Genomic DNA, 20,151 nt, shown 5'->3' with positions numbered 1-20,151 from the left:
GCGAACCGGCAAGAATGGATCAGCGCGTCTTTGCGTTGAATGCCAAAGACCCGCTTCTCTAAAAGCTAACCTGCGGATTGGCGGTTCTCCCGTTGTCCAATGCTTGCACCACCACCTGCATGGATCTTGAGTGCAGGGCACGATAGTCTTCAAATCTGTGCGAACCGCTTGGCCAGAATGGGCAAGGCTGCGGCGAGCCTGTCGATTTGCTCGGGGCTGGTGAACAGCGCCGGGGTGACGCGCACGCAGGCACCAGCCTGAACGCCAGTGCGATGGACCGTAAAAATGCCGAACTCGTCCAACAATGTCTTTGCCACCGCGATATTGTCGGCGGGTGTGACGCGCCCCCGTATGCGGAACGAGGTGATGCCACCGTGCAGGCGCGGATCACTGGGCGTGAGGACCTGCAATGCGTCCAGCGTGCGTAGCGGTTCAGCCCAGCGATCGCGCAGGTAGCGCAGCCGCGCCGCGCGCTGCGGCGTCCCGATCACCTCCTGAAAATCAAGCGCCCGTGGCACGGTCAGCATTGCTGCGAAATCGCTGGTGCCGGTATGGATGCGCGCGGCCACGCTGTCCGAGGCACTCCCCTCATTGGCGGGATCAGGGTCGATGTCGTGCACGCGGGATTTGCGCAGATACATGACGCCAACGCCGAGCGGCGCGCCCCACCATTTGTGCAAGTTGAAGCCGGCGAAATCGACACCGAGATCGGCGAAGTTGAAATCGAGCTGCCCCCAGCTGTGCGCTGCATCAACGATCGCGTCGATCCCGCGTGCGCGCGCCATCGCGACGATCTCGCGCACAGGCACGACCAAGCCGGTGCGGTGGCTGAGATGGGTGAGCAGTACCAGCCGGATCTTCGGATTAGCGGCGAACGCTTGCGCATAGGCGTCGATCACACCCTGATAGGTCGCCGGTTCGGGCAGCGCGATCCGCACCACCTGCGCGCCGCGTCGTGCCTTCAGGCCGTCAAAGCACCCCAGCATGCTGTCGTAATCGAGATCGGCGGTCAGCACCGCATCGCCGGGGCGGAGCTTGTTGTAGCCGTCGATCAACCCCTGCAAAGCCTCCGTAGCGTTGCGGGTGAGCACGATCTCGTCCGCACCGACGCCGAGGGCCGCGGCGACACGCTGCCGCACCGCGTGGTAATCGGTGAAGAAGCCGCGTCGCGTGTAGAAGCTGTTCTCACGGTTGACCCGTTCGACCGCGCGTTCATAGGTGGCGAGCACGGGCTTGGCCATGATGCCCCAATTGCCGTTCTCTAGCTGAATCACCTCGCGCGTGACGTCATATTGCGCGGCGATCTTCGCCCAATACGCCTCGTCGTCCGGCCCGGCGGCCTTCGTGCCCTGCGGCATCGTCGCGCCGAGCCGGCTGGCGGCAGGCGTGACGCCAGCCGCCATTAGCCCCGCCGCTTTCATCATCATCCTGCGACTGATCGTCGACATGCCGTTCGACCCTTTCAGAACTTCATGCCCATTCGAACATAATACTGCCCGCCATCAGTATCGTATGGAGCGTTGCGCGAATAGATCAGGCCGCGAACCGCTTGGTTGGTTGCCTCCGCCGGATATCGGTTGAACACGTTTTCCGCACCGGCGCGCAGCGTGAAATGCTTGCCAAACGTGTAGCTCGCAGACACGTCGAAAAGCGCGATGCCGCCAAACTTCTGGTAGATGTCGCCGGTCGCATTGCCCGACACGTCGGTCCAGCCGCCATAATAGCGGCCTCGGAACAGCACGCCCACCGGGCCGATGTCGTAGCCGATCGAGCCGGTGGCGTTGTGCTGCGGCAGGCGTTGTTCGAACACGATCCTTTGGGTCTCGTTGGGGATCGCCGCCGATGTGCCGCTTGTCACCTTGGTGCGGTTGTAATTGTAGGCGATCGTCGCGGTCGCTTTACCTGGACCGACAGCTTGCGCGTAGTTCAGCACCGCTTCGATGCCACGTGTGCGCGTGTCGAAATCGTTGGTGAAGTAGCTGACCGAGGTGAAGCGCAACGGGTTGAGCACGCCGGCGGGTACCGCGAACGAGGCGGACTGGCTGAAGCGGCCATCGACGCTGATCTGATAAGCGTCGACGCTGCCGGTCAACCCGAAGGCGGTCTTGAAGGTGAGGCCGGCGGTAATCGTGTCGGACGTTTCGGGCTTGAGGGGTTTCGCGCCGAGCGCGACCGCGATCGGATCGGTGGTGGCGAGCCGACCGCTGTTGAACACCTGCAACGTCTTGGTGTCGAGACCCTGCGAGGTATTCGACGTGTTGAGCTGTCCCGGTGTCGGTGCGCGGAAGCCGGTCGAATAGCCGCCGCGCAGCGCGATGCCATCAACCGGCTCCAGCCGAGCGCTCAGCTTGTAGGTGAATTTGCCGCCGAATGCCGAAAAATTCTCATACCGGCCCGCCGCGCCGACGCTGAGCATCTTGACCGGCTGCCATTCGAGATCGCCGTATCCTGCATAACTTTCTTGGGCGAACCGTCCGGCCTGAAGCGGGCTGAAGCCGGGGAAGCCGTTGGAATTTGGCGCGAGCCCGGCTGCCGCACCGGCACCAATCGCGTAAGAAGCAGGGTCCCCGGGGCGGACGCTATATTGCTCCAGCCGCCGCTCGCCGCCGAACGCGACGTTGATCGGTTCCAGCCCGCCGACCGGCAGGCGATACACGAAATCGGCATTGAGGTTGAATTCGCGCTGCCGCAGCCGGCCGAGGTAGAAGGCGGTCGGCGAACTCGGTCCTAACGATGCGTTAAGGCTTTCGTTCAGCGTATAGTCGATGATGCTCTCGCCGTATGACGCGCTGAGATCATAGCTGAATGCCTCGGCGAGTGCGCCGCGCGCGCCGCCGGTCGCCTGGATGTCGCTGGTCGTCGTGCCGAAGCGCGGCGTGAAGCCGGTCGGGTACAGGCTGCTGAAATTGAAGCCGGGGAAGGCCGGGCTGGCGCCATAGACCGAGGCGGTGCCGGCCGGATTGCGCCAGTTGAAGTCGGTAACGCCTTCGCCCTCGCCAAACGTGCCGAAGCTGTAAAGCTTGAATGCATCCGACACGTCGAAGTGCGTGTTGTAGCCGCCACGGATGCTTTCCAGATCGGGCTGGCCCCAGCGCTGCACCGGATTCGGCACCTTCAGCGCCGGGTTGGCGGCCTGGAACGCGATCGCGTCGGGGCGCTGACGAGTGCGCGAGGTCGCTTCAGAGTGGTCGTACTCGCCGGTGAAGACGAAGCTGCCGCGATCACCGAGGGCTATGCCACCTTGAAAGCCTCCCTGATACTCCTTGCCGTCACCTTTGTAATATTGCGAATACTGGCCAAACGCGTCGAGGCCGGGCTGATCGTCGAGAATGATGTTGATCACGCCGGCGATCGCGTCGGACCCGTATTGCGCCGAGGCGCCGTCGCGCAGCACTTCGATACGCTTGATAGCGAGGCCGGGGATGGTGGCGAGATCGGGCGCCTGCGCGCCGCGCGTCCCGAGCAGCGCGGAGCGGTGGTAGCGTTTGCCGTTGACCAGCACGAGCGTCTGATCCGCGGACAGCCCGCGCAGCGTGGCAGGGCGCACGAACGCCTGACCGTCGGCGGCTGGCAGGCGCTGCACGTTGAAGGAGGGCAGCAACTGCGCGAGCGTATCGTTGAGATCGCCCGAGACGCTCGCATCGATCGCGGTGGCGGGCAGTACGTCAATCGGTGATTGAGAGTTGAACTGTGTCACGCCGCGATCACGCGTACCGGTGACGATGACGGTATCGGCATCCGCAACCCCCTCTGCCGCCGGTGCAACGGCGGGCGCGGCGAGTGGCGCGGCATGGGCGAAAACGGGCGCACAAAGCGCAACGGACAGCGCGGCGAGCGCGCCGGCCGAGATGAGTTTCGTCAAATGATGTCCCCTTGGGCAGCCCGGCTGGCGTTATCTTTTTGCCGGCTGGCGTGGCCCTAGGGATGCTGTGTTTCAGTATCACTGCATTGGTGCGACGGAACGATGGCAGTTGCGCGATACGATCCGAACCGGTGCGCGAGCAGCCGCGGCCAGCGCGCAAGTCGCTTGATCTTTTATACCGGCTTACGGGCTTCGAGAGTCCTGATGTCCAAACATCCTGTCTTTTAAGAACGTCGGCCGTGTCGCGAGACGAGAGACCCTAAACGACAATGAGGGACGTGGGGCGTCGCATGCATGGCTTTCTCGTTTGAGGCGGCTGTATTGAGCCATCCCGCATTCCATCACATCGTCAGCGCCCAGCTTTCACAATCGCCTGTACTCGTGCAGGCTGCACCCGGCGAGGCGGTGCCGAACATGGCGATGCAGCCGCTCCTTGAAGCGTAACCTAAACCGTAGCTGAACAATCCGGTTCAGAAGGTGTTGAACCGCAGCGCCTAGGGGATGCCGAGGCGCTTTACACTTTGTTGCGGCGCATGAAGCGGCTGTTCGGCCGCTTGTGCCAAGAGATAGGAACGATGCTCATGGCGACGAGCGCGATGTCGGCTACACGTGACTCTGCCGGCGCACGATCTAGCGAGACGCGGCGTGCCACCCGATCGCTCCAGGCGCTGAACTTCTTCATGGCGGACATGCAGGCAGGCATCGGGCCGTTCCTCGGCGTCTTCCTGCAGCAGCGTGGCTGGACGTCGGGGCCTATCGGCACGGTGATGACGGCGGGCGGCGTTGCCGGCATGGTGATGACCGTGCCGGCCGGCGCCTTCATCGACCATACCCAAAGGAAGCGGTGGGTCGTCGTCGTTACCGGCATCTGCACGGTACTCGCCTCGTTCCTGATCCTGTGGTCGCAGTCGGGCATCGTCGTCACCGTCAGTCAGGTCGCCACCGCCATCGCCGGTGCGGCGATCGGCCCGGCGGTGACCGGCATGACGCTGGGCATCGTTCGCCAGAAAGGCTTCAACGCGCAGAATGGCCGCAACCAGGCGTGGAACCATGCCGGCAATATGATCGGTGCGGGGCTGTCGGGGTATCTCGGCTGGAAGTTCGGGATGCCGGCGATCTTCTTTCTGGCTGCGGCCTTTGGGGTGCTCGCGATCATCTCGGTCCTGTCGATCCCGGAGAAGGCGATCGACCATCGCGCCGCGCGCGGGCTGGAAGGTCAACAGGGCGACGACGAGCAGGACGCCGGCCAGGCCGAAGGGTTCAAGGCGCTACTGCGCAACAAGCCGATGCTGATCCTCGCCGCTGCGCTTGCCTGTTTTCACCTCGGCAATGGCGCGATGCTGCCACTTTACGGACTGGCGGTGGTCGGCGCCGGCAAGGGCAACGCCGCGCTGTTCACCGCCACCACCGTCGTGGTCGCGCAGGCGGTGATGATCGTCACCAGCCTGATCGCGATGAAGGTTGCGGCGGGACGAGGATATTGGCTGGTTCTCCTGATCTCGTTCGCGGCGCTGCCGCTGCGCGGGTTTCTCGCCGGCACCTTCATCGAACATTGGGGCGTGTGGCCGGTCCAGGCGCTCGACGGCATCGGCGCGGGACTGCAGAGCGTTGCGGTTCCAGGCCTCGTCGCTTGCCTGCTGAACGGTACCGGCCGGGTGAACGTCGGCCAGGGCGCGGTGATGACGGTGCAGGGACTGGGCGCGAGCCTTTCGCCGGCGATCGGCGGCTGGCTGGCTCAGGTGCTGGGCTATCAGGTCGCGTTCTACGTTTTGGGCAGCTTTGCGCTGGCGAGCCTCGCCTTGTGGATCGGCTTTGCCGGAACGCTACGCCCCGCCTGTGCAGGTGGGACGGGCGACGAAAAGGCCGGAGCATGAGCGCGACGATCAGCTGGGTACACATCGGTGACCTGCACATGGACGAGGCGGACGGCTGGCTGGCGCGCGAGCGGCTGATGGCGATCGTCGGCGAGGTAAACGAAAGGATCGGCGATGCCGCGGACTTCGTGTTCCTGCCCGGCGACAACGCCAATCATGCCACGCCCGAGCAGTATCGCGCGATTACCAACGCGCTGGCGCCGTTGCGGCGCCCCTATCGCGTCATCCCGGGTGACCACGATTTCGAGCTTGGCAACCTCGACACCTACGAGACCGCTTTTCCCGCCATCAACCGGCCCGAGGTCGAGGTGATCGCGGGGCATCGCTGCGTCTTCCTCGATATGATCTCGGCGGGCGCAGGCGGCCCCGATTTCCGGCTGACGATGCATCACTGGAACCGGTTGCTGGAGGAACTGGCGCGCGCCGAGGCGGAAGGGCAGGTGCCGTTGGTGTTCATGCACGCCTATCCCGGCGACCTCGCCGCGGACGGCGACGCCGTAGCGCGTACCTTTGCCGATGCGCGCGTCGCCTTTGTCGACACCGGCCACACCCATTACAACGAGCTGCTGAACGACGGTCGCGTCGTCTACGGCGCGACCCGGTCGACCGCGCAGATCGAGGAAGATGGCGGCCGCCCCGGCTACACGATCGTGACGGTGCACAACCGGGTGCCGAGCTGGCGGTTCAAGCCAATCGGCGGCGGCTGGCCGTTCGTCCAGATCGTCGCGCCCGCCGACCTTCGTCTGGTCACCCGGCCCGCCGACCCCCGACAGGTGCCACGGCCGGGCGAGGTGGCGGTCGTCGCCAAGCTGTTCGGCGGCGATGCCGACACGGTGGTGATGATCACGGCGGGCGGGGCACCCCAGCCGATGACCGCCGACACCGATGGCGTGCTGTGGCGCGCGACGCTGTCGCTCGCGCCCGGCCTGCACGCGGTGACGGTCACCGCCGGCGACGACCAGGATACGATTTCGCTGCTCGTCCGTCCGGAGGACAATATCCCGCATCGTACGCTGCAGGTCGCGCCGGGCCTCGATATCCATACGGTTGGCGCTTGGCCCGAGCGTGGCATCCTTGGCACCCAGCTCGGCCCCAACAAGAACGGGAAGAAGCCATGAGCCCGGCAATCGGTGCCACCTGGGCGATCTGCGCGGCAGCGACCGCAGGGGTCATCATCCGGCCGATGCGTTGGCCTGAATGGATCTGGGCGATCGCAGGCGCGGTGCTGCTCGTCGTCACCGGGCTGATGCCGCCGGGGCCAGCCGGGTCGGCGGTGGCGAAGGGGCTCGACGTTTATCTGTTCCTGACCGGCATGATGCTGCTCAGCGAGACGGCGCGCGAGCACGGCGTGTTCGACTGGGTGGCGGCGGCGGCGGTCAATGCGGCGGACCAGTCGCGGCCGCGGCTGTTCCTGCTCGTCTATGGCGCGGGCGTGGTCGTCACGACCTTCATGTCCAACGACGCGACGGCCGTGGTGCTCACCCCCGCCGTGTTCGCCGCCGCGAAGAAGTCCAAGGCTGAGCCGCTGCCGTTGCTCTTCGCCTGCGCGCTGATTGCCAACGCAGCGAGCTTCGTGCTGCCGATCTCCAACCCCGCCAACCTGGTGCTGTATGGCGGCAAGATGCCGCCGCTCGGCCAGTGGCTCGGTTCGTTCGCCTTGCCCTCGCTGGCGTCCATCGGCGTGACCTTCGTCGTGCTGCGTTGGATCGAGCGCGAGCGGATCGCCGGCGCCTGCGACTGCGATGTCGAGCGCGCAGCCCTGTCGACCGGCGGCAAGGTCGCGTTCGCGTGCATCCTGCTGACCGCGGCGTTACTCGTCACCATGTCGGCGCTCGACCAGCAACTCGGCCTGCCGACCGCGCTCGCCGGCATCGTCACCGCGCTGGGCGTGTCCGCGCTCGCCCGCAGGTCGCCGGTCGAACTGGCGCGTAGCATCTCCTGGGGGGTGCTGCCGCTGGTCGCCGGGCTGTTCGTACTGGTCGAGGCGCTCGACCGGACCGGCGTCATCCGGATGGTGGCCGATGCAATCCGCAGCGGCGCACATGATCCAGCCCGCACCGCAGCCGCCTCAGGCACGGTCCTGGCGTTCGCCTCCAACGCGATGAACAACCTGCCGGCGGGCCTGATGGCCAGCACCGCAGTCGCGCAGGCGCAGCCGCCCCGGCTGGTCACCGACGCGCTGCTGATCGGCGTCGACCTTGGTCCCAACCTGTCGGTCACCGGCTCGCTCGCCACCATCCTGTGGCTGACCGCGATCCGCCGGGAAGGCGAGGATGTCGGCTTCCTGGCCTTCCTCAAGGTCGGCGCGGTGGCAATGCCGCTGGCGTTGATCGCCGCACTCGGCACCCGCCTCCTTCTCGGTTGATAGGACACACGCAATGAATGCTGCCTGGGCTTTTCCCTTCATCTTCGTCGCCGGCATGTTGCAGGCGGTGGGCGCCGCGATGGGTGGCCAGCTCAACAAGTCGTTGCACAACCCGTGGCTGGCGACCTCGGTGTCGTTCATGCTGGTGATGTTCGCGACCGTGACGCTATTCGCCTGCATGCCACGACCGCTGCCCAGCGTCGGCGACGTCATGTCGATGCCATGGTGGGCGCCGCTCGGCGGCATCGTTGGCGCGGTGGCGGTGTTCGCCGGCTTCCTGCTGATCCAGAAGCTCGGCGCCGGGCCGGTGAACGGCGTCACCATCACCGCGAACATCCTCGCCAGTCTCGCTATCGATCATTTCGGGCTTCTCCGCATGGAGCAGCATTCAATGAACTGGCAACGCGCGCTCGGCGGCGCGCTGATGATCGGCGGCGTCACGTTGATCGCGAAGTTCTGATAGCGTCGAGCGGTCAGTGAAGGGGAGTGGCGGCTGTTGCTGGCTGGCTTCCTGCTCGGCCTCGGGTTCACCGGCTGCTACGCCGTGCGCACGGCGCGTGATGGCGTCTACAGGCATATTCACGAATTCGTTGCAAAGGTGACGCTGCATCGGCTTCATTGCGCTCGCTTTGCTAACTATCAAAGCTACTAACCTAACTTAGCTTCGAGATCGGCCAGTGACTTGCCCTCGTTGCGAGGTGCCCAAGTCGTCCCAACGAAACTGCTGACAGCGAGGAACCCTGTCAAAATTCACGCGAGTGTGTGGAATCCCGTTGAGGTCAACATAGGCACGAAGAACGACCAGAAGCCGAGCGTCATGCGAACCACGGCGAACATCACGCCCTGCGCGGTGCTGCGCAGCAAGGTTGGGAACAGTTCCGAACTCCACAATTGGAAGAAGCATTGCGCGCCGAAGCCTTGCCCGATCGCCATCATCAGCACGTGGACGATCGCCACCGGAAGTTTGAGTGGAAAATTGCGAGCAGCGCCATGCCGACGATCTGGATGAGCGCAGAGGCAGCGAACAGCGCGCGCTGGTTCACGCGATCCGACAGCGGCATGAAGATGAACGCGATCGATAGCATGCCGGTGCCGAAGCTCAGCATCTGCAGCGTCACCGACATGGCCTGCGTCTGACTTCCGACCGTGCGCAGGATGTAGGGAAAGAAGAAGCCGTTGGTACCGGCCCACAGGTTCCAGAACAGGTACATGCCGACGAGGAACGCCATCCCGCCGATGTAGCGCGGCTGGAAGAGATCGCGTACTCGAACGCGGTGCTTGGCGGCGACCGTCTTTTCAGCCGCCTGCGCTTTCAGCCAGTGCGCACTTTCGTGCATGCTCGAACGATCGACTGCGCTCGATCCACCAAATCAAGATCTATTACGATCATCGCAAGCCGTGGATCACGCCTGCCAGCGTGCAGAACGGCCATGCCGTGCTCGACGACGGCCGCACCGGACTGCGCCGCGCGATGACGGGCAAGCCGGTGATCTTCGACGAAATCTGCTACGAGGGCGACATCGCTAAGCGGTGGGGCAACCTTTCGGCCGAGGCTATGGTGGAGCGGTTCTGGTGGGGCACGATCGGCGGCACCTATGTCGGCCATAGAGAAACCTTCGCGCGGGATCGCAACGCCGATGGATCATGGCTGGGGCAGGCGGTGTGCTGCGCGGGCACAGCGCGCCCCGGCTGGCCTTCTTGCGTGGCATTCTGGAGAACGGTCCGGCGCCCGGCCTCGATCCGATCCAGACCTGGTGGGGCTACCGCCTCGCCGGCAGGGATCAGGCCTATTACCTGCGCTATTTCGGGGCGGGAGCGCCGGCGGAGTGGGCGGTGGTGCTGCCGGGCAAGGGCGCCGGGGCCTTGCACAGCTATCGTGCCGACATCATTGATACCTGGAACATGACGATCACGCCGGCAGGCACTTTCACGATGGCGCAGATGAACGATTACGATGTCCACGATCCGGTCCGGCCGACGCTGGCGCTGCCGGGCAAGCCTTGGCTGACGGTGCGGCTGGTGCGGGTGTGAGCGCTGGCTTGCTTGCCGCACTGCGGGCGGCGGTCGGCGCGCAGCATGTGCTGACCGGCGCGGCGGAGACGCACCGCTTCCGTACAGGCTACCGCTTCGGCAGCGGGCCGGTCACAGCGGTAGTGCGACCGGCATCGCTGATCGAATTGTGGCGTGTGGCACAGGCAGTGGTCGTTGCGGGCGCGATATTGATCCCGCAGGCAAGCAATACCGGCCTTACCGGCGGATCGACCCCGGACGGAGACGAATACGACCGCCTGGTTGTGATCGTCTCAACGCTTCGGATCTCCGGCGTGCATCTGGTACAGGGCGGCGCACAGGTGGTGTGCCTGCCGGGCGCCACGCTCGACGTGCTGCAGAAGACGCTGGCGCCGCTCGGACGTGAGCCGCATTCGGTGATCGGATCGTCCTGCATCGGGGCCTCGGTGCTAGGCGGCGTGTGCAACAACTCGGGCGGCGCGCTGGTGCGGCGTGGCCCGGCTTTCACCGAATTGGCGCTGTACGCGCGGGTCGATGCTGAGGGCCGGCTGGAACTGGTCAATCACCTCGGCATTGAACTCGGCACGACGCCGGAGGAAATCCTCGCGCGGTTGGAGCGCGGCGGCTTCACCGAGGCGGAGGTGCGCGACACCGGTGCGCGCGCGTCCGATCACGATTACGCGACCCACGTCCGCGACGTCGATGCCGACACCCCGGCGCGCTTCAACGCCGATCCCAAGCGGCTGTTCGAAGCGTCGGGATCGGCTGGCCACGTCGTGTTGTTCGCGGTGCGGCTTGATACGTTCACGAAGGAGGCTGGCACGACCGTCTTCTACGTTGGTTCGAACGACACCGCCGATCTTACCCGCTTGCGGCGCGAGATGCTCGGCGGCGACCTGCCGCTGCCGATCGCGGGCGAGTACATCCACCGCGACGCCTTCGTGCTGACCGAGCGCTATGGCCGCGACACGTTCCTCGCGATCCGGCACCTCGGCACCGCACGCCTGCCGGCGTTGTACCAGTGGAAGGATCGCGTCGACGGCTGGTTCCGCCGGCTCGGCCTGCGCAACGTCGCGGACAAGGCCTTGCAGGCTATCACACGCTTTGGCCCGAGCCACCTGCCCAAGCGGCTGACCGACTATCGGGACCGTTTCGAGCATCACCTGATGTTGCGCGTAGCCGCTGCCGATGCGGACGCGACCGAAGCGCTGCTCGCGCAGGCGCTAGGCGCGGGTGAGGGCGCGTTCTTCCGTTGCACGAGGCAAGAGGGCGATGCCGCCTTCACGCACCGCTTCGCCGCAGCGGGCGCCGCTGTGCGCTACCGTACGGTGCATGCGCGCGAGGTCGCGGATATCGTCGCGCTCGACATCGCGCTGCGCCGCAACGATGCCGCGTGGTTCGAGACGTTGCCCGCTGAACTGGAGGCGGCGATCGCCCACAAATTCTACTACGGCCACTTCTTCTGCCACGTCTTCCATCAGGACTACGTGATCCGCGCCGGGCATGACCCGCTCGCAATCGAACACGCGATGTGGACGCTGCTGGACGCGCGCGGCGCGGAATATCCGGCCGAACACAATGTCGGCCATCTCTATAACGCCAAGCCCGCGCTCACCGATCACTACCGCGCGCTCGACCCGACCAACAGCTTCAACCCCGGCGTCGGGAAGGTGTCGAAGCGGGCGCACTGGCGGTAGGCCGCGCACCGCTTTGCCGCGCTAACGGCAGCCGGCGTGTCGTGGCACCTCGGCGACGGCGACCCCGTGTGCCGGCAAGGTTCCGCCCGGTACGGCGCCGACCACCAGCCGCGCGCCGGACGGGAGTGAAACCGGCTGTGCCGCGGCGCCGTGATTGATGATGACCAGCACGCAACGTCCCGCCCCGGCGCGTGCGCTCACCTCGATGTCGGGCTGGCGACGGGCAGGGGCGTGGTGAGGCCGCCTCGTCCACCATCTGCCCGGCCAGCACGTGCATGGCGGCAGGATCGAACCAGGCGTCGATGTTAGGTGATGCTCCCTTCGCCGACGGAGCGGGTCACGATCGCCGGCTTTTTGTCCAGCCAGCCGCCCGGATCCGCATACCGCGCGATCACCCGCGTATCGGCGGCATCCGGCACCGAATTGGCCAGCACCGGTGCGGCGGCGTCGATCTCGTGCGCGGTTTGCGTCACATCGCCAATGATCGGGTTGGGCAAGCTTCACTTAATCGGCCCCGAAGTGCCAGTGGCGGCGAGATGCGCAGCGCCCTCGAGCGTTAACGCTATGCGCTCATCGTGCTCGACGTCATGATGCCCGGCGAAGACGGCCTCGCCATCCTGCGCGCGCTCGACCGGTCCTCAAGTCCACCAGTCATCATCCTGTCCGTGATCGGCCAAGATATCCGGATCGTTGGCCTTGAACTCGGTGCCGACGATTACATCGCCAAACCGACCAATCCACGTGAACTGCTTGCGCGCATTCGCTCCGTGCTGCGGCGCGGCGTGGTAAGAGAGCCAGCAGCGCCATCAGCGCGCAGCTGGCGACGCTTCGCGGGCTGGCGCTTCCATCCGGTCGGCCGCGAGTTGATCGACCCTGACGGGGTGCTGATGAACCTGCCGGTGGTTGTCGCCTCTCCGCTGACACACGCCATCTCGTTCGAGCCGGCCGCTGCCGACGAGCGTGCCTTCCGGCATGCCGCCTGAGTGCGAGGATCCTCATATGCGATTTTCAATCATCACCTCGGCGGACGTGAGCCGATTGGCGGGGTCGACGTCCACGGTCCAGACCGTTGCTCGCGCCGATGCCTATGCCGCCTGGACGCCGCGGTCGCTCGGCTTTACCGCAATCGAGGGCCGCGGGGTCGATCGCGGTCAGGCGTTGGTCGCAGCGGCCCGACTGTCGGCCGCGCTGGTGAAGCACCCCGCGATCGGTCTCACGTTCGAAGCCGACGATAGCGCGGAGACGCTTACGGCCTAGACGAAGTTTCCCGCCAATCTGAACTTCTACTCCGACGATAGTGCCGCCAGGCGCTGTCAATCTAATGCGAACTCGTTTCTACAGGATGCTGCTGCTGCGGCGGCGGTTCCTCAGGCCATGACCCGCTGCCACTCAGCCAGTGCGGCCTAGCGGCGTTCCTTGAAGATCTGGCGCTTGAAAAGATGGCGTTCCAGGTTGAAGTGGTTGTGAACGTTGGCGTGGACGGAGGGAAACTTCTGTAACGTCTTTATGCGCCTGAACCTGAGCATCGCGCGCTCTCGTCGTCGAAAAGGCAGGTGGCTGTTCTCCACACGGTTGATCGCCCGGCGGCCGATCTCCTGCTTCTCGGCGTTGCCAAGCTCGTTCATCGCGGCGCGGTAGGAGCGCAGACCGTCGGTGGTAATCGCCTCTGGCAAGCCGTGACGCTTCAGCGCTTTCTTAATAAAGCGCAGCGCGGCGTCCTTGTCACGGCTCCTTGTGCTGTAGCTCTCGAGGATCTCACCTTCGTGATCGACGGCACGCCACAGGTACACCATCTCGCCGGGCAGCTTCACGTACATCTCGTCCAGGTGCCAGCGCCAATGGCGGAAGCCCCGCATGCGCGAGATGCGCTGCTGGTGCATATCGCCGGCGAATATTGGCCCGAACCTGTTCCATCACTGCCGCACTGTCTCGTGGCTCATATCGATGCCGCGTTCGACAAGCAGGTCCTCGGCGTTCCGCAGCGACAATGGAAAACGTATGTATATCATCACCATGAAGCGGATCACCTCGGGCGACGAGTTAAAGCAATGGAACGGAGGGCGGTTTGGCTCGGGATCTGCGGCTCATACGTGCTGGGTATTACCCCGGTCGCTACCTGCCACATTGGTCTGAAGTGCAGACAAAGCCACGCTGCATCAATTCTTAAGAATAATGAAGTATTATCCATCCGGTGATGAACGGCCGTCTTTATGAGGCGTGCTTCGTCGACAGGGGGAAAGCGATGAGGCGAGTGGTCGTATGGCTGAAGCGGCTGAGGAATGACGAGCGTGGAAACGTTCTGGTCCTGTCAGCGCTCGGTCTGTTGCTACTGCTAGGTATGGGCGGTGGCGCGCTCGACCTCAGCCGTATCTACCTCGTAAAAACGCGGATGCAGCAGGGCTGCGACGCGGGGGTGCTGGCGTATCGCAAATCGATGCAGGGCACGAATGTCCTCCCCACGACGTACCCGACCGCGCTAGCCTATTTTAACGCGAACTTCTCGCCGGGCCGGTACGGCTCGATGAACACCCAATTTCCGCAGCCAACCGTCGATGCGAATGTGGTCGTACACGGGACGGCGACGACCACGGTGCCGATGGCCTTGATGCAAATATTTGGCTTCAAGCAGATTACGCTCGGCAGTACCTGTGACGCGCAACTTCAATTGCCTAACACCGATGTGATGTTCGTGCTCGATACCACCGGATCGATGACCGACACCAATCCGGGCGATTCCGACAACAAGATCACCGGGCTGCGCAATGCGGTGTTAAACTTCTACAACACGCTCGAGCAGGCCAAGATCTCCGGTACGCAGGTGCGTTACGGCTTCGTACCCTATTCGAACACCGTCAATGTGGGGTTGCTGCTCAAGCGCGAATGGATCGTGAACAATTGGACCTATCAGTCGCGCCAGTTCGATCGGCAGCAGCAGGATCAGACTGGGACGCAAGGGAACACCGTCACAACAAGCTCGGCATGGACGCCAGCGATCACACCGACCACCACGACGAGTTATGGCGACCCCGAAAATTGCTCTGCGCCGGCAAACACGGCGGCGACCACGAACTCCTCCAGCACGCCTTGGAACCCTTCCGCAAGCGCAGTCCCGCGCTCGCGCACCAATTATCGCACGTACGGAGGCGACACATATTCGGCCACCGTCAATTCCAGCGGGCAGTGCGTGATCACCAAGAACAGCTATCCCAGCACGCAGCAGAGCCAGACGCAGACCGTCAGCAACAATCCGAATGCTGGCCAGCCGACCTACACGACCCGGAACTACTTCTGGTACAAACCCGTCAGCTACGACGTCAGCGCGTTCAAGGGTGCCGCCACGAGTGGACTGATGGCAGGCGCCAGCAACGTATCGATGGCGAACGTTAATGCGCCTTCCGGCAGCAATGCCACGGGCAGCGACCAGAAGGTGTCCTGGGTTGCCGCGAGTGCCTGTATCGAGGAGCGCAAGACGTTACGGCCGGGAGAAACCGGCACCGCTTGGGACATGGACGTCGACAGCACGCCCGATACGTCCAAGCCGGAAACCCAATGGGCCCCGTTTCTGCCCGCGCTCCTCTTTGCGCGCCAAGTCACGAACTACACCGCGACCCCGCCGACTGGCTTCAACACCGCAGACGTGAACACGACGGCCGGTTATACGCAGCTTTCAAGCTATCCTTACAACCGCGCCGCCTGTCCCAGCCCTGCCCGAAAACTGCAGAGCAAGGAGGCCGGGCTTACGTCCTCGGCGCTGCAATCCTATCTGAACGCATTGCTGACGCGCGGGGATACCTATCACGACATCGGCTTTTTGTGGGGCCTGAGACTGATTTCAAAGGAAGGGTTGTTTGGCAGCGAGAACACCTCGGCGCCCGACGGAAGTTCGATCGCGCGCAACATCATCTTCATGACCGATGGCGACACCGAATCGCATATCCAAGATTACGATGCGTATGGGCTGTCTGCGCTCGACCGGCGACGAACCGATCCCTCATCTCTGCCGAGCGACAGCGACCAGAACTCGATCGTCGAGGATCGGCTGACGCGCTATTGCACGATTGCCAAGAATAAGAAGGGGATAACTGTCTGGGTGATCGCGTTCGGCACCGACCTGACGCCGCTGCTCAAAAATTGTGCGTCTCAAGGCCGCGCTTTCCAGGCAAATAATAGTCAGCAACTCAACGACACCTTCGCCGAAATTGCTGCGAAGATCGCACAGTTGCGGCTGACCAAATGAGCCGTCCCATGTTAACCAATCTTGCCAAGTCCAATCGCGGCTCGACGCTGATCGAATTCGCCATCATCGCGCCCGTGTTGGTCCTCATGCTGCTCGGCGGCCTAGAGATCGGGCATACGATATATGTGCGATCGGCGCTTGTCGGATCGCTTCAGAAGGCGGCTCGCGATATTAGCCTGGAAAGCGCGAGCTCGTCGACGCAGATGAACGCGATCAACGCCACCGTGGCGACCGCGGTTCACCAGATCATGCCGAGTGCCAAGGTCGAACTGGTTGCGAAAAGCTATCATGATTACAGCAACGCTGCCAGTCCGGCGGAAGAGTATAACGATGCCGACCACGACGGGCGATGCGACCATGGCGAGGCGTTCGTAGACAGCAATCGTAACGGGAGCTGGGATCAGGACGGGTCCGTCAGTGGGCGAGGCAGCGCCCGAGACGTCGTCCTGCTCGTTGCAACAGCCAGTTACAGCCGGCTCGGGTTGACCAGCCTCCTTGCTGGATCACCGCAGACTGTCCTGACCGCTAAGACACTGATCCGCAACCAGCCCAACGATCAGCAAGCCGAACCGCCGACCGGGACATGCTCGTGAGTGCGCCCGTACGTCTCTTTCGCAAGCTTCGTCGGGAGACGCGCGGATTGGCGCTGTTAGAATTTGCGCTCTGTCTCCCATTCCTGATCATCGCGACGCTTTGGGCCTTCGAGTTCGCCAATTATGTTCTCGTTCGACAACAGATCAGTCAACTCGCGCTTCAGGTTTCCGACAACGCCGCTCGGATCGGCACCTTGACCTCGGTCCAGACGCAGATCGACGAAAAGCAGATCAATGATCTTTTTACAGGCGCAAACCTCCAAGGCGGATCGCTCGATCTAGCGCACAACGGTCGAATCATACTGACTAGTCTGGAGGTCGACGACGGCCAACCGCATGGGCAATATCTCCATTGGCAACGTTGCTACGGAGCGCTCGTTTATCCGTCGAGCTACGGCAGGCAGGGTGATGGTAAGGGCAATTCAAGCGTAAAGGGAATGGGCCCTTCAGACGCCAAGATTGTCGCGGTAGCCGACGCGCCAGCCATGTTTGTGGAGATCGCCTATCAATATCAACCTATCATCTCCGCTCGCATCGCACCTTCGGCGTTGATGCACGAGGTTGCCGCGATGATGGTTCGTGATAATCGCGACACTTCCGATCCCGGCATAAACCCAGTGAATGGTGTTCAGCCGTCGGCGTGTTAGGGTCAGGACTCGTTGATTGAGCCAGAAGATGACAGTTGCGGCGATGCAGATGGCGGACATGAAGGTATGCGAGCAGCGATCATAACGCGTTTGGATGCGCCGCCAATCCTTGAGCCTTCCGAACACGTCTTCAATTGCGTGGCGCTGCTGATAGAGCGCTGCGTCGTGCTGAATCGGCATTTTCGGGTTGGCTTTTGAGGGAATGCAAGCAGTGATCTTGCGCTGGGCCAGCGCGGCGCAAAACCAGTCGGCGTCATAGCCTTTGTCCCCGAGCAGTGCCTTGGCGCGGGGGCAAGGCGTCGAGCATGAGGGCGGCACCCTTGTAGTCGCTCATCTGACCTTCGCTCAGCAGCATGACGAGCGGCCTTCCCCTTGCCATCGCAGACGGCATGTAGCTTTGAGTTCAGGCCGCCCTTGGTGCGTCCAATACGTCGGGGAACAAACCCTTTTCTAAAAGGCCTTCAGCCGTCTGGTGCGCCTTGAGATAAGGGGCATCGATTATCAACTGGTCAGGCTTGCCGCCTTCCGCTGCAAGGATCTTGTTGAACATACCAAACCTGCTTCAACGTATGACCCGATTGTAGATCGTCTTCGGCGGTCCTTACGCGGCAGGAGCGTCCCACCAGCGCAGACCGTTCCTGATTACGAAGATGATCACGCCAATAATCCGACGATCATCAACCCGAGCACCCCGTGCGATAACGGAAAATACGGCTTGATGTGGCGCATCTGCGCCTCCGACAATCAGATGATATCTCTCATGGTAACGTCTCCTTGCGCCACCACTGCATCAACCGATCAACGTCCCCGCAAGCAATTTAATAGGTCCTGAGCCCAGGTCCATTTCCCGAACAGATAACGGTATTCGGATCAACATACATGAATGACTTCGAGGTCTTCCGCGTCAACGTGCGCGAAGACTTTACATTGTCCTGCGGCCCCGCGGCCGAGAGGATGCGGATAAGGATTGGCTGAGTACCAGCGCCTGGCGTTCACGCGATAGCATACTCTAATGCCCGCTTTCCACCAGACCGCGACTTTCAGCCGACCGAACGCTTTCATTGCGTCCAAAGCTCACCGGGGGGGTGTGGGGACGAAAAGCGATCGGGCTGGAAGCGCCCACTTCCGGTCGTTCAACGCTGCCACGCGTCTTTCCCAGCCCGCATCATAGAAACAGCGCCAGACTACGGGTTGATCTGATCTCTCCAAGCAGCTGAGCGAGCTCCGACGACTTCACGACGTAATCGCTGATCTCGCGTCGACAACAAGATTGAGGTGAGGGGACACTAGCGATCTCAGCGGAGCAAAATGCGGTATCCCGCGATCATCCGCAAGGTGTTCCAGCGCTACCTCGTGCTCGGCAATGTTCGGCTGGTAGAAGGCGCTGACACGGGACGACACTGTTTCGCCACGCCGGATCCGCATTGGCTCGGGCACCGGCTATGGCGGTGGTCCGTTCAGCCGTGGCCAAATCCATCTGCTGCTCAAATGCGCGATCTACATCGGCAAGGTGCATCACAAGGGGCAGGTCTACAAACGCTTGCACCAGCCAATCATCGAACGTGAAGTCTGGGACAAGGCGCAGGCGTTGCTCGCCGGGCATGTACGGGGCGGCAAGCGCGGTCCACGCGCCGAGCATCACAGCCTGCTGGCCGGATGGATCGTCGACGCGAGCGGTGAGCCGTTGATCGCGTCTGATGCATGCAAGGCCAAGGTGCGCTACCGCTACTATGTCCAGCCGCGATCTCCAGACCACGCCGGGTACCGCCGGCATGCGGCTGCCAGCGATCTAAATGGAGACCGCCGTCGGGACACGTCTCGCTAAGTTGTTTGAGGATGGGATCGCGCTCACCTCGGCCGAATGGCCGCACTTACAGCTTGCCGAGGTGCCGGTGATCATAGCGCGACGCGGCGATCTGCATGCCGAGCTAAACAGTCGTGGCCGGCAGCGCCTCGCTGCCCTCGTTACGCAAGTCCGGGTACGAGACAGCGGCATCGAGATTGACTGCGCGTCCGCCGCGATCGCCCGGGCACTTGGTGCGGAGCATCGCGGTGAACCGTCACCATCACGATGTCGGCTGCACTGAACTCGTCCTCGAGCCAGTCACGGTGAGAAGACCAGCGGGAGAGATCGCTAAGCCTTGCCCTCAATCGCTCATCTAGCATTGCGAGGCGCTCAGTATGCCAAGGCCGATCTGCCTCGAGCAGCAACGCCATGCTGCGTTCGACGATCGGTGGCTCCACCGTGCTCTTGGCAGCGAACATCTATGCGATCGCCCGTGCTCTGGCTTCCCATTCTGAGGCATAAGTCCTCGATGGCGCCGGGCGATATGCAACACGATAGCAGCCGACCCAAACAACGCGAGCGAGTCGTCCTTGTACGTCGGGATATGCCCGAACGGCTGCCGCGCAATGTGCCGGCTGCTTCATCGCTGCAAAAGAGAGGAGACGTACGTTATAGGGCTGGCCCATTTTTTCAAACGCCCACCTCACAGCCATATTCCGCGCCAGTCCTCGGCCGCGGCTGAGTAGTTGCGCAAATGCGGTGATTGTCGGGTTCATGCGGTCCTTCCCGAGCGGGTGGCGGCACGATGCGCGCTAGGCCAATCGGCGGCAGGAGCAGCGACATGAACGGACGGCCGAAGGCGCACATCGGGAAACTGGTAGAGAACGGTCGGAACTGGGCCGAGCCTGCCAACACGAAACCGACTGCATCATGACTAGGCAGACGGCGCCTCCGTCGGAGGGCGCCGTCCATGATGGTGCGAGTGACGACCGCGTGCCGCTATATGTCAACCTGCAACCTTTCCGTCGCGCGGTGGAGGCGTCGTCTGCTTCCGTCCAGAGGGCAGCAGGGTGCTCAGGC

20 protein-coding genes and 1 pseudogene are annotated in these 20,151 nt (G+C 63.3%); 14 read left to right on the top strand and 7 right to left on the bottom strand.

Annotated elements, in window-relative coordinates; all coding sequences use genetic code 11:
• Window positions 1-149: 149 nt before the first annotated feature.
• Entirely contained in the window at window positions 150-1,448 is a 1,299-nt protein-coding gene (locus OXR00_RS05955) for an aminotransferase class V-fold PLP-dependent enzyme (protein WP_267387194.1), read from the bottom strand.
• A 14-nt stretch (window positions 1,449-1,462) separates the two neighbouring features.
• Entirely contained in the window at window positions 1,463-3,862 is a 2,400-nt protein-coding gene (locus OXR00_RS05950; RefSeq protein WP_267387193.1) for a TonB-dependent receptor, read from the bottom strand.
• Window positions 3,863-4,156: 294 nt separating this feature from the next.
• On the opposite strand from OXR00_RS05950, the gene OXR00_RS05945 reads away from it, so the two are divergent.
• The 5 genes from OXR00_RS05945 (at window position 4,157) to OXR00_RS05925 (ending at window position 8,561) form a co-directional block, all read left to right on the top strand.
• Window positions 4,157-4,306 carry a hypothetical protein gene (locus OXR00_RS05945; RefSeq protein ID WP_267387191.1) on the top strand — a complete coding sequence of 50 codons (150 nt, stop codon included), beginning with the start codon at window positions 4,157-4,159 and terminating at the stop codon, window positions 4,304-4,306.
• 137 nt (window positions 4,307-4,443) lie between these two features.
• On the top strand, window positions 4,444-5,736 hold the full coding sequence (locus tag OXR00_RS05940; protein WP_267387189.1) for an MFS transporter: 1,293 nt from the start codon (window positions 4,444-4,446) through the stop codon (window positions 5,734-5,736).
• Window positions 5,733-6,854, top strand: coding sequence for a metallophosphoesterase (locus tag OXR00_RS05935; RefSeq protein ID WP_267387187.1), 1,122 nt, complete (start codon window positions 5,733-5,735; stop codon window positions 6,852-6,854). The genes OXR00_RS05940 and OXR00_RS05935 overlap by 4 nt, the downstream gene beginning before the upstream one ends.
• Window positions 6,851-8,101 carry an arsenic transporter gene (locus OXR00_RS05930; protein WP_267387185.1) on the top strand — a complete coding sequence of 417 codons (1,251 nt, stop codon included), beginning with the start codon at window positions 6,851-6,853 and terminating at the stop codon, window positions 8,099-8,101. Before OXR00_RS05935 ends, OXR00_RS05930 begins: the two co-directional genes overlap by 4 nt.
• A gap of 13 nt (window positions 8,102-8,114) precedes the next feature.
• Window positions 8,115-8,561, top strand: a complete 447-nt coding sequence (locus OXR00_RS05925) for a DMT family transporter (RefSeq protein ID WP_242151329.1) — start codon at window positions 8,115-8,117, stop codon at window positions 8,559-8,561.
• 290 nt (window positions 8,562-8,851) lie between these two features.
• On the opposite strand, the gene OXR00_RS05920 is transcribed toward OXR00_RS05925, so the two are convergent.
• Both OXR00_RS05920 and OXR00_RS05915 read right to left on the bottom strand, forming a co-directional pair.
• Window positions 8,852-9,058: a hypothetical protein gene (locus tag OXR00_RS05920; RefSeq protein WP_267387181.1), complete on the bottom strand. Its 207-nt coding sequence runs from the start codon at window positions 9,056-9,058 to the stop codon at window positions 8,852-8,854.
• Complete coding sequence (locus OXR00_RS05915; protein WP_267387179.1) at window positions 9,037-9,438, bottom strand: hypothetical protein; 402 nt, start codon at window positions 9,436-9,438, stop codon at window positions 9,037-9,039. Before OXR00_RS05915 ends, OXR00_RS05920 begins: the two co-directional genes overlap by 22 nt.
• Before the next feature lie 307 nt (window positions 9,439-9,745).
• Between OXR00_RS05915 and OXR00_RS05910 the strand changes: the two genes are divergently transcribed.
• Together OXR00_RS05910 and dld are read left to right on the top strand one after the other, a co-directional pair.
• On the top strand, window positions 9,746-10,132 hold the full coding sequence (locus tag OXR00_RS05910; RefSeq protein WP_267387177.1) for a DUF5605 domain-containing protein: 387 nt from the start codon (window positions 9,746-9,748) through the stop codon (window positions 10,130-10,132).
• Entirely contained in the window at window positions 10,129-11,808 is a 1,680-nt protein-coding gene (dld, locus tag OXR00_RS05905; RefSeq protein ID WP_267387175.1) for a D-lactate dehydrogenase, read from the top strand. The genes OXR00_RS05910 and dld overlap by 4 nt, the downstream gene beginning before the upstream one ends.
• 305 nt (window positions 11,809-12,113) lie before the next feature.
• On the opposite strand, the gene OXR00_RS05900 is transcribed toward dld, so the two are convergent.
• Entirely contained in the window at window positions 12,114-12,305 is a 192-nt protein-coding gene (locus OXR00_RS05900) for a hypothetical protein (RefSeq protein WP_267387173.1), read from the bottom strand.
• Between the two features lie 78 nt (window positions 12,306-12,383).
• Here OXR00_RS05900 and OXR00_RS19645 point away from each other — a divergent pair, with 78 nt between their 5' ends.
• Window positions 12,384-12,791 (top strand): response regulator, encoded by a 408-nt coding sequence (locus OXR00_RS19645; RefSeq protein ID WP_346731984.1) that lies wholly within the window; start codon window positions 12,384-12,386, stop codon window positions 12,789-12,791.
• A gap of 16 nt (window positions 12,792-12,807) precedes the next feature.
• The gene (locus OXR00_RS05890) at window positions 12,808-13,065 is read left to right on the top strand and encodes a hypothetical protein (protein ID WP_267387171.1); all 258 of its coding nucleotides are present in this window, start codon (window positions 12,808-12,810) and stop codon (window positions 13,063-13,065) included.
• Window positions 13,066-13,211: 146 nt separating this feature from the next.
• Here the strand turns inward: OXR00_RS05890 and OXR00_RS05885 are convergent, their stop codons facing one another.
• On the bottom strand, window positions 13,212-13,664 hold the full coding sequence (locus OXR00_RS05885; protein ID WP_267387169.1) for a DDE-type integrase/transposase/recombinase: 453 nt from the start codon (window positions 13,662-13,664) through the stop codon (window positions 13,212-13,214).
• On the opposite strand from OXR00_RS05885, the gene OXR00_RS05880 reads away from it, so the two are divergent.
• Genes OXR00_RS05880 through OXR00_RS05865 form a run of 4 tightly spaced genes read left to right on the top strand, consistent with a single transcriptional unit; the run spans window position 13,647 to window position 17,285 of the window.
• Window positions 13,647-14,003, top strand: coding sequence for a hypothetical protein (locus OXR00_RS05880; protein ID WP_267387168.1), 357 nt, complete (start codon window positions 13,647-13,649; stop codon window positions 14,001-14,003). The two genes, OXR00_RS05885 and OXR00_RS05880, sit on opposite strands and share 18 nt — an antisense overlap.
• Window positions 14,003-16,045, top strand: coding sequence for a vWA domain-containing protein (locus tag OXR00_RS05875; RefSeq protein WP_267387167.1), 2,043 nt, complete (start codon window positions 14,003-14,005; stop codon window positions 16,043-16,045). The genes OXR00_RS05880 and OXR00_RS05875 overlap by 1 nt, the downstream gene beginning before the upstream one ends.
• Before the next feature lie 8 nt (window positions 16,046-16,053).
• Entirely contained in the window at window positions 16,054-16,638 is a 585-nt protein-coding gene (locus tag OXR00_RS05870; protein WP_267387166.1) for a TadE/TadG family type IV pilus assembly protein, read from the top strand.
• The gene (locus OXR00_RS05865) at window positions 16,635-17,285 is read left to right on the top strand and encodes a TadE/TadG family type IV pilus assembly protein (protein WP_267387165.1); all 651 of its coding nucleotides are present in this window, start codon (window positions 16,635-16,637) and stop codon (window positions 17,283-17,285) included. Before OXR00_RS05870 ends, OXR00_RS05865 begins: the two co-directional genes overlap by 4 nt.
• 18 nt (window positions 17,286-17,303) lie before the next feature.
• Here OXR00_RS05865 and OXR00_RS05860 read toward each other — a convergent pair.
• Window positions 17,304-18,014: pseudogene (locus OXR00_RS05860) on the bottom strand (IS5 family transposase); the annotation flags it as partial.
• 655 nt (window positions 18,015-18,669) lie between these two features.
• On the opposite strand from OXR00_RS05860, the gene OXR00_RS05855 reads away from it, so the two are divergent.
• Window positions 18,670-19,110 carry a recombinase family protein gene (locus tag OXR00_RS05855; protein WP_276592954.1) on the top strand — a complete coding sequence of 147 codons (441 nt, stop codon included), beginning with the start codon at window positions 18,670-18,672 and terminating at the stop codon, window positions 19,108-19,110.
• Window positions 19,111-20,151 lie beyond the last annotated feature (1,041 nt).

The sequence above is a fragment of the Sphingomonas sp. GC_Shp_3 genome, assembly GCF_026540945.1.
Taxonomy (GTDB): Bacteria; Pseudomonadota; Alphaproteobacteria; order Sphingomonadales; family Sphingomonadaceae; genus Sphingomonas.
The sequence above is the reverse complement of the archived record's forward strand: the minus strand, read 5'-3'. Positions and strand labels throughout refer to the sequence as shown.

Bases quoted from the DNA above. Each gene is read 5' to 3' on its own strand.
- OXR00_RS05955 (WP_267387194.1), bottom strand. From the start codon at position 1,448: ATGTCGACGATCAGTCGCAGGATGATGATGAAAGCGGCGGGGCTAATG.
- OXR00_RS05945 (WP_267387191.1), top strand. From the start codon at position 4,157: ATGGCTTTCTCGTTTGAGGCGGCTGTATTGAGCCATCCCGCATTCCAT.
- OXR00_RS05940 (WP_267387189.1), top strand. From the start codon at position 4,444: ATGGCGACGAGCGCGATGTCGGCTACACGTGACTCTGCCGGCGCACGA.
- OXR00_RS05935 (WP_267387187.1), top strand. From the start codon at position 5,733: ATGAGCGCGACGATCAGCTGGGTACACATCGGTGACCTGCACATGGAC.
- OXR00_RS05930 (WP_267387185.1), top strand. From the start codon at position 6,851: ATGAGCCCGGCAATCGGTGCCACCTGGGCGATCTGCGCGGCAGCGACC.
- OXR00_RS05925 (WP_242151329.1), top strand. From the start codon at position 8,115: ATGAATGCTGCCTGGGCTTTTCCCTTCATCTTCGTCGCCGGCATGTTG.
- OXR00_RS05915 (WP_267387179.1), bottom strand. From the start codon at position 9,438: ATGCACGAAAGTGCGCACTGGCTGAAAGCGCAGGCGGCTGAAAAGACG.
- OXR00_RS05910 (WP_267387177.1), top strand. From the start codon at position 9,746: ATGGCTGGGGCAGGCGGTGTGCTGCGCGGGCACAGCGCGCCCCGGCTG.
- OXR00_RS05890 (WP_267387171.1), top strand. From the start codon at position 12,808: ATGCGATTTTCAATCATCACCTCGGCGGACGTGAGCCGATTGGCGGGG.
- OXR00_RS05880 (WP_267387168.1), top strand. From the start codon at position 13,647: ATGGCGGAAGCCCCGCATGCGCGAGATGCGCTGCTGGTGCATATCGCC.
- OXR00_RS05885 (WP_267387169.1), bottom strand. From the start codon at position 13,664: ATGCGGGGCTTCCGCCATTGGCGCTGGCACCTGGACGAGATGTACGTG.
- OXR00_RS05875 (WP_267387167.1), top strand. From the start codon at position 14,003: ATGAACGGCCGTCTTTATGAGGCGTGCTTCGTCGACAGGGGGAAAGCG.
- OXR00_RS05870 (WP_267387166.1), top strand. From the start codon at position 16,054: ATGTTAACCAATCTTGCCAAGTCCAATCGCGGCTCGACGCTGATCGAA.